The organism is Pseudomonas lijiangensis (assembly GCF_018968705.1).
In the GTDB taxonomy this organism is placed as follows: domain Bacteria; phylum Pseudomonadota; class Gammaproteobacteria; order Pseudomonadales; family Pseudomonadaceae; genus Aquipseudomonas; species Aquipseudomonas lijiangensis.
This window is the reverse complement of the sequence record NZ_CP076668.1, coordinates 3,980,146-3,995,039: the sequence shown is the minus strand read 5'-3', so window position 1 is coordinate 3,995,039 and position 14,894 is coordinate 3,980,146. Positions and strand designations below refer to the sequence as shown.

Annotated in this window: 15 protein-coding genes; all 15 read left to right on the top strand. The window is 59.6% G+C overall.

All coding sequences use genetic code 11. The features are described 5' to 3' along the window. Nucleotides 1-11 precede the first annotated feature (11 nt). The 15 genes from tmk to KQP88_RS16405 all read left to right on the top strand — a co-directional run bounded on the left by tmk (nucleotide 12) and on the right by KQP88_RS16405 (nucleotide 14,874). A complete protein-coding gene (gene tmk, locus KQP88_RS16475; RefSeq protein ID WP_025261004.1) occupies nucleotides 12-644 on the top strand; it encodes a dTMP kinase in 633 nt (210 codons plus the stop codon). Further along, complete coding sequence (locus tag KQP88_RS16470) at nucleotides 637-1,623, top strand: DNA polymerase III subunit delta' (protein ID WP_198727202.1); 987 nt, start codon at nucleotides 637-639, stop codon at nucleotides 1,621-1,623. Before tmk ends, KQP88_RS16470 begins: the two co-directional genes overlap by 8 nt. A 33-nt stretch (nucleotides 1,624-1,656) precedes the next feature. After that, nucleotides 1,657-2,013 (top strand): PilZ domain-containing protein, encoded by a 357-nt coding sequence (locus tag KQP88_RS16465; protein ID WP_200992458.1) that lies wholly within the window; start codon nucleotides 1,657-1,659, stop codon nucleotides 2,011-2,013. A 14-nt stretch (nucleotides 2,014-2,027) separates the two neighbouring features. Further along, nucleotides 2,028-2,816: a TatD family hydrolase gene (locus KQP88_RS16460; RefSeq protein ID WP_216703633.1), complete on the top strand. Its 789-nt coding sequence runs from the start codon at nucleotides 2,028-2,030 to the stop codon at nucleotides 2,814-2,816. 360 nt (nucleotides 2,817-3,176) lie between these two features. Then, complete coding sequence (locus tag KQP88_RS16455) at nucleotides 3,177-3,821, top strand: LysE family translocator (protein WP_216703632.1); 645 nt, start codon at nucleotides 3,177-3,179, stop codon at nucleotides 3,819-3,821. A 121-nt stretch (nucleotides 3,822-3,942) separates the two neighbouring features. Then, the gene (locus KQP88_RS16450; protein WP_200992455.1) at nucleotides 3,943-4,596 is read left to right on the top strand and encodes a TetR/AcrR family transcriptional regulator; all 654 of its coding nucleotides are present in this window, start codon (nucleotides 3,943-3,945) and stop codon (nucleotides 4,594-4,596) included. A 241-nt stretch (nucleotides 4,597-4,837) separates the two neighbouring features. Next, nucleotides 4,838-5,440: a DUF4823 domain-containing protein gene (locus KQP88_RS16445; RefSeq protein WP_216703631.1), complete on the top strand. Its 603-nt coding sequence runs from the start codon at nucleotides 4,838-4,840 to the stop codon at nucleotides 5,438-5,440. A 9-nt stretch (nucleotides 5,441-5,449) separates the two neighbouring features. Then, nucleotides 5,450-6,010: a DUF1285 domain-containing protein gene (locus KQP88_RS16440; RefSeq protein ID WP_025260997.1), complete on the top strand. Its 561-nt coding sequence runs from the start codon at nucleotides 5,450-5,452 to the stop codon at nucleotides 6,008-6,010. An 83-nt stretch (nucleotides 6,011-6,093) separates the two neighbouring features. Then, the gene (locus tag KQP88_RS16435) at nucleotides 6,094-7,104 is read left to right on the top strand and encodes an aspartate-semialdehyde dehydrogenase (RefSeq protein WP_216703630.1); all 1,011 of its coding nucleotides are present in this window, start codon (nucleotides 6,094-6,096) and stop codon (nucleotides 7,102-7,104) included. Between the two features lie 108 nt (nucleotides 7,105-7,212). Next, on the top strand, nucleotides 7,213-10,071 hold the full coding sequence (locus KQP88_RS16430) for a FimV/HubP family polar landmark protein (RefSeq protein ID WP_216703629.1): 2,859 nt from the start codon (nucleotides 7,213-7,215) through the stop codon (nucleotides 10,069-10,071). A 154-nt stretch (nucleotides 10,072-10,225) separates the two neighbouring features. Beyond that, complete coding sequence (gene truA, locus KQP88_RS16425) at nucleotides 10,226-11,050, top strand: tRNA pseudouridine(38-40) synthase TruA (RefSeq protein ID WP_216705979.1); 825 nt, start codon at nucleotides 10,226-10,228, stop codon at nucleotides 11,048-11,050. 60 nt (nucleotides 11,051-11,110) lie between these two features. Beyond that, the gene (locus tag KQP88_RS16420) at nucleotides 11,111-11,731 is read left to right on the top strand and encodes a phosphoribosylanthranilate isomerase (protein WP_200992450.1); all 621 of its coding nucleotides are present in this window, start codon (nucleotides 11,111-11,113) and stop codon (nucleotides 11,729-11,731) included. A 239-nt stretch (nucleotides 11,732-11,970) separates the two neighbouring features. Then, a complete protein-coding gene (accD, locus tag KQP88_RS16415; protein WP_117182866.1) occupies nucleotides 11,971-12,891 on the top strand; it encodes an acetyl-CoA carboxylase, carboxyltransferase subunit beta in 921 nt (306 codons plus the stop codon). After that, nucleotides 12,888-14,195, top strand: a complete 1,308-nt coding sequence (gene folC, locus KQP88_RS16410) for a bifunctional tetrahydrofolate synthase/dihydrofolate synthase (RefSeq protein WP_216703628.1) — start codon at nucleotides 12,888-12,890, stop codon at nucleotides 14,193-14,195. The genes accD and folC overlap by 4 nt, the downstream gene beginning before the upstream one ends. Beyond that, a complete protein-coding gene (locus KQP88_RS16405) occupies nucleotides 14,179-14,874 on the top strand; it encodes an SPOR domain-containing protein (RefSeq protein ID WP_216703627.1) in 696 nt (231 codons plus the stop codon). The genes folC and KQP88_RS16405 overlap by 17 nt, the downstream gene beginning before the upstream one ends. The last annotated feature ends 20 nt before the right edge of the window (nucleotides 14,875-14,894 follow it).

Sequence of the window (14,894 nt, the reverse complement as noted above, 5' to 3'; positions counted from 1 at the left end):
AAGGATTGCCTGTGACTGGCTTGTTCATCACCCTTGAAGGCCCGGAAGGTGCTGGCAAAAGCACCAATCGCGATTACCTGGCGGCTCAGTTGCGTGCCCAGGGCATCGAGGTGCTGCTGACCCGTGAGCCCGGTGGTACGCCATTGGCCGAGCGCATTCGCGAATTGCTGCTGGCACCCAGCGACGAAGCCATGTCTGCCGATACCGAGCTGCTGCTGGTTTTCGCGGCACGCGCTCAGCATCTGGCCGAAGTCATTCGTCCTGCACTGGCCCGTGGTGAAGTGGTCTTGTGTGATCGTTTCACGGATGCGACCTACGCCTATCAAGGTGGCGGGCGCGGCTTGTCCCATGAGCGTATTGCCACACTGGAAAGTTTTGTCCAGGGTACCTTGCGGCCTGACCTGACGCTGGTGTTCGACCTGCCGGTCGAAGTGGGTCTGGCGCGTGCCGCTGCCAGAGGCCGGCTGGATCGTTTCGAGCAGGAAGGTCGCGCGTTCTTTGATGCTGTGCGCAGTACTTATCTGGCGCGGGCGCATGCCGAGCCAGCGCGTTACCGTTTGGTGGATGCGTCTCAGACACTGGCTCAGGTCCAGTCATCCCTGGATGCGTTGTTGCCCGAGTTGCTGGAGCGGCATCGTGGCTGAAGCCTACCCTTGGCAGACATCTCTGTGGCAACAGATGGCCGGTCGTTCCCAGCATGCTCATGCCTATCTGCTGCATGGTCCAGTGGGGATCGGCAAGCGGGCGCTGGCCGAGCGTCTGATGCACACCTTGCTGTGCCAGCGTCCCGAAGGGCTCGATGCCTGCGGGCAGTGCAAGTCCTGTCTGTTGCTGGCGGCTGGCAGTCATCCTGACAATTACGTGCTGGAACCGGAAGAGGCAGACAAGCCCATCAAGGTCGATCAGGTTCGCGATCTGGTGAGTTTCGTCGTGCAGACCGCGCAAATGGGCGGGCGCAAGGTGGTGCTGGTCGAACCGGTCGAGGCGATGAACATCAACGCGGCCAACGCCCTGCTGAAAAGTCTTGAGGAGCCTTCGGGCAATACGGTCCTGCTGTTGGTCAGTCATCAGCCGAGCCGGTTGCTGCCGACCATCAAGAGCCGCTGTGTGCAACAGGCCTGCCCGCTGCCGAGTGGGCAGGCCAGCCTGGAATGGCTGGCAACGGCCTTGCCGGACAGTTCCGAAGAAGAGCGGGTGGAGTTGCTGACCCTTGCGGCCGGTTCGCCTCTGGCGGCGGTTTCGCTTCAGGCCCAGGGTATTCGTGAACAGCGTGCCCAGGTGGTGGAAGGCGTGAAAAAGCTGCTCAAGCAGCAGCAATCGCCGACCCAGCTTGCGGAAGGCTGGAAGGATATCCCGCTGTTGCTGCTGTTCGACTGGTTCTGCGACTGGTCGCACCTGATCCTGCGTTACCAGTTGACTGAAGACGAAGAAGGCCTTGGCTTGAGCGATATGCGCAAGGTCGTGCAGTATCTGGCGCAAAAGACGCCCCGCACCAAGGTGCTGGAGATTCAGGACTGGGTGCTGGCGCAGCGACAGAAAGTCTTGTCCAAGGCCAACCTCAATCGCGTGCTGCTGCTCGAAGCCTTGCTGGTGCAGTGGGCAGGTCTGCCCGGACAGGCGTAGACTCGCAGACTTGGGAACCTATGAGGAGTAGCAATGAGCTTGCCACCTAGTACAGGCCCACGGAACGGCATTCTGTCCCTGACCATCAAGGACAGATCCGTGCTGTATGCGGCTTACATGCCTTTTATCAAGAATGGCGGCCTGTTCATTCCCACCAGCAAAAGCTACAAGCTGGGTGATGAAGTGTTCATGCTGCTCAATCTGATGGATGAGCCGGAGAAGGTTCCGGTGACCGGCAGGGTGACCTGGATCACTCCCAAGGGCGCACAAGGCAACCGGGCCGCCGGTGTCGGCGTGCAATTCAACGACGGTGACAATACCGCTCGTAACCTGATCGAAACCTATCTGGTTGGTGCTCTGAAGTCCGACCGTCCCACTCATACGATGTAGTTGCCTCTTTGCCCATGCTTGTAGATTCGCATTGCCACCTCGACCGCCTTGATCTCACCCAGCATGATGGCTCTCTGGACGCTGCCCTTGATGCGGCGCGTGGCAGAGGTGTCGGGCATTTTCTGTGCATTGGCGTCAGTGCCGACAATGCCGGCGCTGTAAAAGCCCTGGCCGAGCGTTATGACGACGTGGACTGCTCGGTGGGCATTCACCCGCTGGATCTCAAGCCCGGCGAAGCGCCTGCTCTGGACTGGCTGCTGTCCGAGCTGAATCATCCTCGGGTGGTGGCCATCGGTGAAACCGGCCTGGATTATCACTATGAGCCCGAGGCTGCGGAGCTTCAGCAGGCTTCCTTTCGTCTGCACCTGCAGGCGGCCAGTGTCACCGGCAAGCCGGTCATCGTGCATACACGCGGGGCGCGTGCCGATACTCTGAATCTGTTGCGTGAAGCTGCGCTGCCACAGGCAGGCGTGCTGCATTGCTTCACCGAAGACTGGGAAATGGCAAAGGCGGCGCTGGATCTGGGTTTCTATATCTCCCTGTCTGGCATCGTGACCTTCCGCAATGCCGATGCGCTGCGTGATGTGGCGCGTCAGGTACCCGCCGATCGCCTGCTGGTCGAGACCGACTCCCCTTATCTGGCACCGATTCCTTATCGCGGCAAGCCAAACCTGCCGCAATACGTGCGTGAAGTGGCCGAGTTCCTGGCGATGTTGCGCGGCGAGCCTTATGAGCGTTTTGCCGAGCAGACCACAGACAACTTTGCCCGGCTGTTTCCTCTGGCCCGTGTATCGAAGCCGTAATACACCCCTGAATCGCAGGCAAAAAAAACCCGGATTCTGGGGGGTGAAGCCGGGTTAAGACCATTAGGAGTAAAGCAAAGGCACACGGTCCCTTGGCGCCTCTACCGGCGTGTCACTTGGGGGGATGTATGACATGCCAGCGTTTTAAGTATCGATCAGGATTGTGACGCGTCCAGTACAGGTTGTTCGTTTTTTAAACAGTTTTGGAATACTAAACCGGTTATTGATTGCTCAATGAGCGGCTCTGTTCAGCGTGTTTTTATCTCTTCGCTGAAAGTCCCTGATTTGAAATGAAATTGATTTTCCTCTCCTGATTACCCTCGTTGCACTGCAAGAGGGGCTGAGTTTTCGAGGTTGCAAGTGGAATTTTCCAACGGTTTCCTGCTGAGTCTTTCGCTGTGCCTGGATATCGGGCTGGCCAATATCGCGATGATCACGCTTTCCATGCAGCAGGGTTTTTCCCGGGGCTTGTGGCTCGGCCTGGGGACTTGCATCGGCGATCTGGTGTACGCGGTCCTGGCTATGCTGGGCATGGCCGTGCTTCTGCAATATGAAGCGGTGCGCTACGTACTCTGGCTGGGAGGCTCGGCGGTGTTGGCTTACCTGTGCTTCAAGATGATGAGAAGTGCAGTGGGCGTCAGTGCCGGGATCGAAAGCGAGGGCGGGCAATGGGGCAGGACGGCGCCCTCGCTGTTCTTTCGCGGCATCTTCCTGGCCATGTCATCGCCCAGCGCGATCCTCTGGTTCGCAGCGGTGGGTGGGGCATTGATTGCCCGGCAGGGCTCGGACATGTCGAGCGCTTCGTCCTTTCTGGCAGGTTTTCTCGTGGCTGGTGTGGTCTGGTCGATTACCCTGTGTGCGCTGGCTCATCAGGGCGGACGGCTCATGGGCGAGAAAATGCTGAAGTGGTCCTATATCGCCTCGGCGGTGATCTTTGCCTATTTCACCCTGTATGTCGTGATTACCGGCTATATGGAGTTCGTGGGGCAGCCTGCGCTTTCGTAACCAGAACGGCCATTTCGGTCAGAATTTCTCCATATGCGTTGAGATGGTCGGATGATCCGTGCAATCTGGCGCCATTTGGGCATAATACGCGGCTTCGATTTTGATCCCTACAGATCTCCTTATGCAGAAAGAACCTCGTAAGATCCGTGAATTTCGCCGCCGTGAGCAGGAAATTCTCGACACCGCGCTAAAGCTGTTCCTCGAGCAGGGTGAAGACAGTGTCACCGTCGAGATGATCGCGGATGCCGTGGGCATAGGCAAAGGCACGATCTACAAGCACTTCAAGTCCAAGGCCGAGATCTACCTGCGCCTGATGCTCGACTACGAGCGCGACCTGAACGAGCTGCTGCACTCGGCCGATGTCGACAAGGACAAGGAGGCGCTGTCGCGTGCCTACTTCGAATTCCGTATGCGCGATCCTCAGCGCTATCGACTCTTTGATCGTCTGGAAGAGAAAGTCGTCAAGGGCAATCAGGTTCCCGAACTGGTCGAAGAGCTGCACAAGATCCGGGCTTCCAACTTCGAGCACCTGACCCTGCTGATCAAGGGCCGGATCACCGAAGGCAAGCTGGAAGACGTGCCTCCCTATTATCACTATTGCGCGGCCTGGGCGTTGGTGCATGGCGCAGTTGCGCTGTATCACTCGCCTTTCTGGAGCAACGTGCTGGAAGATCAGGAAGGCTTTTTCCACTTCCTGATGGATATCGGCGTGCGCATGGGCAACAAGCGCAAGCGCGACAGTGATCCCTTGCCGGATGTAAAACCAGCCGAGTAGGAGCAATGCCGATCACTTCAGGGCAATAAATTCCTTTGTGGGAGGCAGCTTGCTGGCGACTTCAGCGTACAGGCGCAGAATATCTGCCGGTTTCGATGCCTTTTTCGCCAGCAAGCTGCCTCCCACGGGTTTTGTTTGTGCCGTGACTGATCGGTATTCCCCTCTCGGGGCTTGTTTGGCGCGGAAGCTGCATCCGACGACCATTCGCCGGTTTTCCGTCACCGGCATCTGGGAGGATGTGATGCGTAGCCTGGTCTTATTGCTGACGCTGTTGGCGTTGAGTGGTTGCATGAAAGTCAGTGATATGGGGGAGGGCGTTCGTGAGCAATTCAGTGATGCTGGCCTGCTCGATCACAGCGAAACCCGTCGCCTGGGCAACTGGCGCGTTCAGCCGGACTCCTTCATCTATATCGCCCAGGGCCCATTCGTACCGCCAGGCCGTGCCTATCCGCGTCCCAATGTGGTCGCCGAAGAGGCGTTCAAGGGTTTTGTCGAATACTTCCCCATGGTCCGCCGTGCTGCTGCGCCGGTAGGCCTGGACGACGCCATGATCGAAGCCCGTAGCGCCGGCGCGCATTACTTGCTCTACACGCGCTTTGCCAAGGCCGATGACCGTATCGGCACCACCGATGAATGGTCCGATCAGGAAGCGCTGGATCGCCTGGGCATAGACAGCGGCGTCATTCAGTTGATGCTCATCGAAACCAGCACCCGTTATCTCATCGACAGCGCTCGCATTCGCAGCCGTGGCGGATTGCTGACACTTTACGATACCAAGCCTCAGGATTTGCTTGGTCCGCCCCTTCGGGACTACGCTCGTAAACTGTTGGGTGTGGAAAACTAGGGGCAGGACATGAGTGATTCAGGCAAGGCCACCGATCTGCTTTCGCAGATTCCTGCAAGCAAAGGGCTGCCGCCTGTTCATTTGTGGAATCCGGATTTCTGTGGCGATATCGACATGCGTATCGCCCGGGACGGCACCTGGTACTACCTGGGTACGCCGATTGGCCGCAAACCCATGGTCCGCCTGTTTTCCACCATCCTGCGTCGCGATGGCGACGACTATTTTCTTGTCACTCCTGTGGAGAAGGTGGGAATCAAGGTCGATGACGCTCCTTTCGTAGCGATCGCTGTGCAGGTGAGTGGCGAGGGTGAGGCGCAGGTCCTGCGCTTTGTTACCCATGTGGAGGATGAAGTCGAGGCCGGGCCCGAGCATCCGATCCGCGTCCTGATCGATCCTGTCACTCAGGAGCCTTCGCCGTACGTTCATGTGCGCAGCAATCTTGAAGCCCTGATTCATCGCAATGTGTTTTATGAGCTGGTCGAGCTGGCGGTTTCGCGTCAGTTGAACGGCCAGACCTGGCTGGGTGTATGGAGCCATGGCTCATTCTTCCCGATTGGCCTGGAACCCTGAGGCTGTTTGCCTCGGCAGGCTTGATTGCCTGCTGGCATCGCGACAGTTAAAGTGCCGCTCCCTGTTTTGCCTGAGGTTTTTGCATGAGTCAGTCCTTTGATATCGCCGTGATTGGTGCCACCGGTACTGTCGGCGAAACCATCGTCCAGATTCTGGAAGAACGCGATTTCCCGGTCGGCAATCTGCACCTGCTGGCCAGCATCGAGTCTGCCGGCCATTCCGTGCCGTTCAGGGGCAAGAATGTGCGTGTGCACGAAGTCGATGCGTTCGATTTCAGCCAGGTTCGTCTGGCATTTTTCGCCGCCGGTCCAGCCGTCAGCCTGAGCTTCGCTTCCCGCGCCATTGCCGCCGGTTGTTCGGTGGTGGATCTTTCCGGTGCGCTGCCAGCCAGCCAGGCGCCGCGTCTGGTTCCCGAGGTCAATGGTGACCTGCTTGCCGCGAATGCCGGCCCGCATCTGGTGAGCAGCCCGAGTGCGTCGGCCACGGCACTGGCGCTGGCCCTCGCGCCTTTGCGCAATGTTCTGGATATCGTGCGAATCAACGTCACAGCCTGTCTGGCTGTTTCGACGCTGGGGCGCGAAGGGGTTGCCGAGCTGGCACGCCAGACCACCGAGCTGCTGAACGTTCGCCCGCTGGAAACACGTTTCTTTGATCGGCAGATGGCATTCAACCTGTTGGCGCAGGTCGGCGCGCCGGACGAGTCGGGCCATGTACCGCTTGAGAAGCGTCTGGTCGAAGAAGTGCGCGAACTGCTGGCGCTGCCTGAGCTCAAGATTTCTGCCAGTTGCATTCAGGTGCCGGTTTTCTTCGGTGACAGCTTCAGTGTTTCGATGCAGGCCGCCGGCCCGGTGGATATCGTCGCGATCAATGAATTGCTCGATTCCGCGCCAGGTATCGAGCTGGTCGACGCGGGTGATTACCCGACGCCGGTGGGGGATGCCGTAGGCCAGGACGTTGTTTATATAGGCCGTGTCCGTGGCGGAATAGACGATCCAGAGCAACTTAATTTGTGGCTTACTTCCGATAATGTTCGAAAAGGAGCCGCTTTGAATGCTGTGCAGGTTGGCGAATTGTTGATAAAAGGCTATGTGTAAAAGATACTTGGCAACAATTTGAAGAATATTTCTAGCGGCGCTATGCCTTACACCCAATGCAGGACTACCTCCCCGGATACCGGGGGATCTTTAAACAAGGGATGGGCTATGGTTCAGGTTCGTAAACTGGTATTAGCAATTGCTGCGGCTTCGGCGCTGTCATCAGGTATGGCGCAGGCGTTGGGGCTCGGGGAATTGTCGGTAAAGTCGACCCTGAACCAGCCTCTGGTAGCCGAGATTGAATTGACTCAGGCGCAGGGCCTCGATGCTGCACAAGTTGTCCCGAGTCTGGCAACTACTGCAGATTTCGCTCAGGCGGGTGTCACGCGACAGGCATTTCTCAATGACCTGACTTTTACCCCGGTCATCAATGCCAGTGGTAAAAGCGTGTTGCGCATTACTTCCAGCAAGCCGGTGCGCGATCCCTATGTGAAGTTCCTGGTTCAGGTGCTATGGCCTAATGGCCGACTGCTGCGTGAATACAGCCTGTTGCTGGATCCGCCGAAGTTCTCGCCAGAGGCCGCCGCGGCGGCTGCTGCCGCAGCTCCTTCCGCTCCGGCAGCAGCGCCTGCGCAATTGCCAGCGGTTGCGCCGCCAGCCGCCGCACCGGTACCGGCACCTGCCGCGCCGCCTGCTCCAGCCCAGGCCCCTGAGGCCGCCTTGCCGCCTCCTGCTGCGGACAAGCCTGCGCAATACGTCACCACCAATAACGATACCTTGTGGGAAATCGCCGCCAAGGTTCGTACGGCGGGCACGGTTCAACAGACCATGCTGGCGATCCAGGCGTTGAACCCCGATGCGTTCATCGGCGGCAACATCAACCGTCTGAAAAAAGGTCAGGTGCTGCGTCTGCCGACGCCTCAGCAGACTACCGCGCTGCCTCAGCCTCAGGCGCTGGCAGAAGTTTCCCAGCAATATCGCGCCTGGCGCGAAGGGCGTCGCCTGCCAGCGGGTACCCGTCAGGTGGATGCTACCCGGCGTACGCGAGCCGGTGAGGCTCCGTCGCAGGTCGAAACCCGTGACAACCTCAGCCTTGTTTCTGCAAATGGCAAACCTGCTGCCAAAGGTGCGTCAGGTGACGCCGATCTGAGCAACAAGCTGGCCGTGGCTCAGGAAGCGCTGGATACCTCGCGTCGTGACAATGCCGAGCTGAAAAGCCGCATGAACGACCTGCAAAGCCAGCTCGATAAACTGCAGCGCCTCATCGAACTCAAGAACGATCAACTGGCCAAGGTACAAGCCGGTGCAGCAGCGCCTGCGCCTGCCGCACCGGTCAATCCGGCGGTGCCGGCTGCACTGGTCGACGCCAATGGTGCGCCGCTCAAGCCCGCGGGCGAAGTGGCTCCCGAGGATGCATTGGCCGCTCAGGTGGCGACACCGGCTGCCGATCAGCCTCTGGCCGTTGAGCCTGTCGCAATCCAGGAAGAAGATCCACTCAACGCCATCCTCAATAATCCGGTCCTGCTGGGTCTGATCGGGGGTGGGGTTCTTCTGGTTCTGGCGCTGTTGCTGCTGTTCCTGGCTCGTCGTCGCAATGCCAAGGCCGAGGCTGAAAAGCACAAGCGCATGGCGCGTGCCCTGGCTGAAGAGTCCGACTTCGTTTCCGATATGGACATGGACGTGCCTCAGGCCAGTTTCGACGGGCTTGATGTACCGCCGCCGAACGTCAAGATGGGCGCAGCTCCGGCAGCCGCCGCTGCTGCCTCCCGTGAGCGTCCGGCCGATCCACTGGTTCAGGCCGAAATCCATATCGCTTACGGTCGCATGAATCAGGCGATCGAGTTGCTCGAAGAGTCCGTCAAGGAAGATCCGTCGCGTGACGATATTCGCCGCAAGCTGATGGAAATCTACGCCGAGCAGGGTAACAACAAGGCCTATGCGGCCCACGAACGGAAGTTGGTGGCTGCGGGAAAGCGTAATGCTGAGGTCGAGCAGCTAAAGGATCGATACTCGACCGAGAAGGCCCCGGAACCTGTAACGGCGCCGGTGGCTGCTGAACCTGTTCAGGCACCTGCTGCGCCGGAGCCTGCTCCAGCACCAGAGCCTGCGCCTGCAGTGGCTCCTCAGGTTGCCGTTGCAGCCGCTGCGGCGGCGGTCACGGCGGCTGCCGTGGCGGCGGAGCTGGATGCCAAGTATGTCGAAGAGCTTCTGGCCGAGGATCCCGAAGATCCAACGCCTGTGCTTGCTCCAGAGCCTGAGCTTGAGCCGGAACCCGAGCTGGAGCCTGTGGCCGAGCAGCCTGCGCCTGTGGTGGCCGAGCCTGTTGTCGAAGAAGACAATCCGTTCGATCACGATTTCGATCTGAGCCTGGACGAGTTCGACGAAACGCCTGTGGCCGAGGTCTCCACGATCAATGATCTGGACGACCTGTTGCTGGACGAGCCTGCCATTTCGGCTGCAAGTGACGACGAAGAATTGAGCTTCGAGTCGATCATGCAGCAGCAGAAAGATGCCCAGGCCGCGGCCGGTGTTGATGATCTGGCTGATTTCGATCTGGATCTTTCCGAAGAAGAACCAGCGCTCAAGGCTGAGGATGATCAGTTGCTGAGCCTGGGTGACGATCCTCTCGATCTGGGTGAGCCGGTGCCTTCAGTCGAGGAAGATCTGGAGCTGCCTGAAGATTTCGATCTGTCGCTGGCCGATGAGATCGAAACCGATCAGGCGACCCAGGCTTTCGCTTCCGAGATCGAAGACGTCAACGCCGAGCTGGATCGTCTTTCCCAGAATCTGGAGCATCCACCGCTCGATGAGCCTCGCTTCACGGCTGAAGATGCGGCGCTGGATGACGAGCCTGAGTTCGACTTCCTGTCGGGTACCGATGAGGCTGCGACCAAGCTGGATCTGGCGCGTGCCTATATCGACATGGGCGATGCCGACGGCGCTCGGGACATTCTCGATGAAGTCGTCAGCGAAGGGGATGACGGTCAGAAGAGTGAAGCACGCGAGATGTTGTCGCGACTGGCCTGATTCAACCTGCGCTATACAGCAACGGCCGCCTCTGCGGCCGTTTGCTTTTGCGGCCTGTTACTGGCGTCTTTTTTCGGTGCCCGTATAATGGCCGCCTTTTCGCGGACTCACAGGCTGTAGCACCTTGGCGAACATAGATAACCCGGCCGCCGAGATGGCTGCCGAGGGCTTTTCCCGAATCGCGCTGGGCGTCGAATACAAGGGCTCGCGCTATTGCGGCTGGCAGCGTCAGGCCTCTGGCGTTCTGACGGTACAGGAAACCCTTGAGGATGCCTTGTCCAAAGTCGCAGCCTCACCTGTTTCGCTGATGTGCGCCGGGCGTACCGATGCCGGTGTGCATGCCTGCGGTCAGGTTGTGCATTTCGATACCAAGGCCGAGCGCACCATGAAGGCCTGGGTCATGGGGGCCAATATCAATCTGCCCCACGATATCAGCGTCACCTGGGCCAAGGTCATGCCGGCCCATTTCCATGCGCGCTTCAAGGCCATTGCCCGCCGCTATCGTTACGTTATCTACAACGACCAGATTCGCCCGGCGCACCTTGGCCAGGAAATCACCTGGAATCACCGGCCGCTGGATGTCGAGCGGATGGCCGAGGCTGCCGCGTATCTGGTCGGCACCCATGACTTCAGCGCCTTTCGTGCCGGGCAGTGTCAGGCCAAGTCGCCGGTCAAGCAGTTGCATCATTTGCGCGTTACCCGGCATGGCAAGATGATCGTCATCGATGTGCGGGCCAATGCCTTTCTGCATCATATGGTGCGTAATATCGCGGGCGTGCTGATGACCATCGGGGCGGGGGAGAGGCCGGTGGAGTGGGCGCGTGACGTGCTGGAAAGCAAGGTTCGTCGCACGGGTGGCGTCACGGCGCATCCTTACGGTCTGTATCTGGTGCAGGTGGAGTATCGGGACGAGTTTCCGCTGCCGGAGCGCTATATCGGCCCGCACTTTCTTACAGGCTTCAGCGAACTTGGCGGCTGACGTCCGGAACAGCATTTGCTAACATCCGGGACTTTCCGAAAGGTCTGAGGTTTTCACCACATGTCAGCCGTTCGCAGCAAGATCTGCGGGATTACCCGCATAGAGGATGCATTGGCGGCCGTCGAGGCGGGTGCCGATGCCATCGGTCTGGTGTTCTACCCCAAAAGTCCCCGGGCCGTGAATGTGCAGCAGGCGCGAGCCATTATTGCCGCCTTGCCGCCTTTCATCACCACTGTCGGCCTGTTCGTCAACGCCAGCCGTTGCGAGCTCAACGAAACCCTGGATGCCGTGCCCCTGGACCTTCTGCAGTTTCATGGCGATGAAACGCCTGAAGAGTGCGATGGCTACCATCGTCCGTATATCAAGGCGCTCAGGGTCAAGGCGGGTGACGATATCGCAGCGGCCTGTCGCGCCTATGGCAAGGCCAGCGGAATCCTGCTCGATACCTATGTAGCCGGTGTGCCCGGTGGTACGGGTGAAACCTTCGACTGGGCGTTGATCCCCGACAACCTGGACAAGCCGGTTATTCTGGCGGGCGGGCTGACTTCGGCTAATGTGGCACAAGCCATTGCCCAGGTCCGGCCGTATGCCGTCGATGTCAGTGGCGGGGTCGAAAAGAGCAAGGGCATCAAGGATCGCGACAAGATTCTTGCCTTCATGAGTGCGGTCCACGGCGCCTGATGTGACGGTTGTCGATTTGCCGCCGTCCATAAGCCTGTCCCCGCCATAAGTATGCGGGTCGGATTGAACAAGCGATTGCACCTGCGTGCATCGCCGATTAACAGCGGGGTCGAGGGTAATGCAGGTCAGGCTGACCGCTGCCCGTCAATCACCGCCACCTATACGAATTTAAGTCAAGGGCGTGCGCCTGGTGTTGATCGCCAGGTGCGGGAGCCAAACCGGTACTGGAGAAATAAAGCATGAGCAACTGGTTGGTAGACAAACTGATCCCTTCGATCATGCGTTCCGAGGTCAAGAAAAGCTCGGTTCCCGAGGGGCTTTGGCATAAATGTCCTTCCTGCGAAGCGGTGCTTTATCGCCCTGAGCTGGAAAAGACCCTGGACGTCTGCCCCAAGTGCAACCACCACATGCGTATTGACGCCCGTGCCCGCCTGAACATCTTCCTGGATGTCGAAGGCCGTGCAGAGCTGGGTGCCGATCTGGAGCCGGTGGATCGCCTGAAATTCCGCGACAGCAAGAAGTACAAGGACCGTCTGGTCGGTGCACAGAAGCAGACCGGCGAGAAAGACGCCCTGATTTCCATGAGCGGCACCCTGCTGGGTATGCCGATCGTGGTTTCGGCGTTCGAGTTTTCCTTCATGGGCGGTTCGATGGGCGCCATCGTGGGCGAGCGTTTCGTACGTGCTGCCAACTATGCGCTGGAAAACCGCTGCCCGATGGTCTGTTTCGCTGCTTCCGGCGGTGCCCGGATGCAGGAAGCCCTGATTTCCCTGATGCAGATGGCCAAGACTTCGGCTGTTCTGGCGCGTCTGCGTGAAGAAGGCCTGCCGTTCATTTCCGTCCTGACCGACCCGGTCTACGGTGGTGTATCCGCCAGTCTGGCAATGCTGGGCGATGTCATCGTTGCCGAGCCAAAGGCCCTCATCGGTTTCGCAGGTCCTCGCGTCATCGAGCAGACCGTTCGCGAAAAACTGCCTGAAGGCTTCCAGCGCAGCGAGTTCCTGCTGAACCATGGCGCCATCGACATGATCATTGCGCGCAGCGAGCTGCGTCCGCGCCTGGGTAATCTGCTGGCCCAGATGATGAACCTGCCGACGCCCAAGTTCGTAGCACCCGTCATCGAGCCTGTCGTCGTTCCGCCGGCTCCGGCCACTGTATGACCCCTGTGACCCTGGGCGACTGGCTCGCCTATCTGGAGCAACTGCATCCCTCGGCCATCGACATGGGGCTGGATCGTTCGCGACAGGTGGCGCAGCAGTTGGGGCTTACCCGTCCTGCGCCCCGGGTGATCACGGTAACCGGCACCAATGGCAAAGGCTCGACATGCGCATTCGTCGCAGCCTTGCTTCAGGCCCAGGGTCTGAAAGTGGGTGTCTACAGTTCTCCGCACCTGCTGCGCTATAACGAGCGTGTGCAGGTGCAGGGCGTCGAAGCGTCCGATGCCGAATTGTGCAAGGCCTTTGCCGCTGTCGAAGCGGCGCGTGGCGATATCACCCTGACGTATTTCGAGATGGGCACGCTGGCGGCTTTCTGGCTGTTCGAGCAGGCGCGTCTGGATGCCGTCGTGCTGGAAGTCGGCCTGGGCGGACGTCTGGATGCGGTGAATCTGGTGGATGCCGATCTTTCGCTGGTGACCAGCATCGGTATCGATCATGCCGACTGGCTGGGCGATAGTCGTGAGTCGGTTGCTTTCGAGAAGGCCGGTATCTTCCGCGAGGGCCGTCCGGCGCTTTGCGGTGATCTTGATCCTCCCGCGCCGTTGCTGGAGCAGGCGGATAAGCTAGGCTGTCCCTTGTCGTTGCGTGGTCGCGATTTCGATCTGGCCGTGACCCGTGAGGGCTGGAACTGGCGTGGTCGTGACAAGACGGGGCAGGTGGTCGAGCTTTCCGGTCTGCCTTTGCTGGATCTGCCCATGGAGAATGCCGCGCTGGCGCTTCAGGCTTATCTGTTACTGGATATGCCATGGCAGGCCGATGTCATCCACTCTGCACTGGCAGGTGCGCGCATTACCGGTCGTCTGGATCGGCGCGTATTCCAGTGGCAGGGCAAGACTCTCAATCTGTTGCTCGATGTGGGCCACAACCCCCATGCTGCGCAGTTTCTGGCGCAGCGCATGGCTCAGCGGCCAGTAATCGGCAAACGCCTTGCGGTATTTGGCCTGCTGTCGGACAAGGATCTCGACGGAGTGGTGAGCGAGCTGGTTTCCAGTGTCCAGGACTGGGCCGTGGCGCCTTTGCCGACACCACGTACCCGGCCTGTCGCACAATTGCAGTCAGCCTTGCAGAACCTTGGCGCTCAAGTAGCGTCTTACGACAGTGTTGCGCTGGCGCTTGAGGCGCAATGCGCACGTGCGACGGCTGATGACGAGATTTTGCTGTTCGGATCTTTTTACTGTGTGGCCGAGGCTCTGGAGTGGTTGGCCCGGTACACCGATGAGGAAGCTGCAAATGGCTTTGCTGGATAAAGTATTCAAGCAGCGAATGGTTGGCGCCCTGGTTCTGATTGCGGTGGCGGTCATCTTCCTGCCGATGCTGTTCACCCGTCAGGACGAAGTGCGTCAGGTGCAGGTTGAAGCACCTGCTGCGCCACAGGCTCCGGTTGCCCCGCAGGTCAAGGTGGATCCGGTGCCGGTTCCCGAGCCGCAGATCCTGCCTCAGGAGCCGGTACCCGGTGAAGAGGACATGAGCTCTGCCAGCCAGTTGCCGCCTTCGATGCCGATCGCGCCTGCTCCACCTGTCGCTTCTGCCCCGGCGCAAGCACCGGCACAGGCTGCAGCGCCTGCTCCAGCACCCAAGCCTGCCAAGCCTGCTCCGGCCGCAACGCCTGCTGCACCTGCTCCAGCTCCAGCTCCTGCTCCGGCAACAACTGCCAAGGCAGCGCCGAGTGGTGTCGATGCCAACGGGCTTTCGGTGAGCTGGTCGGTTCAGCTGGCCAGCATGTCCAATCGTGCCAACGCGGATAACCTGCAAAAGACGCTGCGTGCCCAAGGCTACAACGCCTACATTCGCACCGCCGATGGTGTAAACCGGGTGTTTGTCGGACCGTTGATCGAACGTGCCGAGGCCGATCGTCTGCGCGATCAGCTCGACAAACAGCAGAAACTCAAGGGAATTGTGGTGCGCTTTCAGCCGGAGCGTGGCTAAAAGTCGCAACGCATCGCGAA

Bases quoted from the DNA above. Each gene is read 5' to 3' on its own strand.
- KQP88_RS16465 (WP_200992458.1), top strand. From the start codon at position 1,657: ATGAGCTTGCCACCTAGTACAGGCCCACGGAACGGCATTCTGTCCCTG.
- KQP88_RS16460 (WP_216703633.1), top strand. From the start codon at position 2,028: ATGCTTGTAGATTCGCATTGCCACCTCGACCGCCTTGATCTCACCCAG.
- KQP88_RS16450 (WP_200992455.1), top strand. From the start codon at position 3,943: ATGCAGAAAGAACCTCGTAAGATCCGTGAATTTCGCCGCCGTGAGCAG.
- KQP88_RS16445 (WP_216703631.1), top strand. From the start codon at position 4,838: ATGCGTAGCCTGGTCTTATTGCTGACGCTGTTGGCGTTGAGTGGTTGC.
- KQP88_RS16440 (WP_025260997.1), top strand. From the start codon at position 5,450: ATGAGTGATTCAGGCAAGGCCACCGATCTGCTTTCGCAGATTCCTGCA.
- KQP88_RS16435 (WP_216703630.1), top strand. From the start codon at position 6,094: ATGAGTCAGTCCTTTGATATCGCCGTGATTGGTGCCACCGGTACTGTC.
- KQP88_RS16430 (WP_216703629.1), top strand. From the start codon at position 7,213: ATGGTTCAGGTTCGTAAACTGGTATTAGCAATTGCTGCGGCTTCGGCG.
- truA (WP_216705979.1), top strand. From the start codon at position 10,226: ATGGCTGCCGAGGGCTTTTCCCGAATCGCGCTGGGCGTCGAATACAAG.
- KQP88_RS16420 (WP_200992450.1), top strand. From the start codon at position 11,111: ATGTCAGCCGTTCGCAGCAAGATCTGCGGGATTACCCGCATAGAGGAT.
- accD (WP_117182866.1), top strand. From the start codon at position 11,971: ATGAGCAACTGGTTGGTAGACAAACTGATCCCTTCGATCATGCGTTCC.
- folC (WP_216703628.1), top strand. From the start codon at position 12,888: ATGACCCCTGTGACCCTGGGCGACTGGCTCGCCTATCTGGAGCAACTG.
- KQP88_RS16405 (WP_216703627.1), top strand. From the start codon at position 14,179: ATGGCTTTGCTGGATAAAGTATTCAAGCAGCGAATGGTTGGCGCCCTG.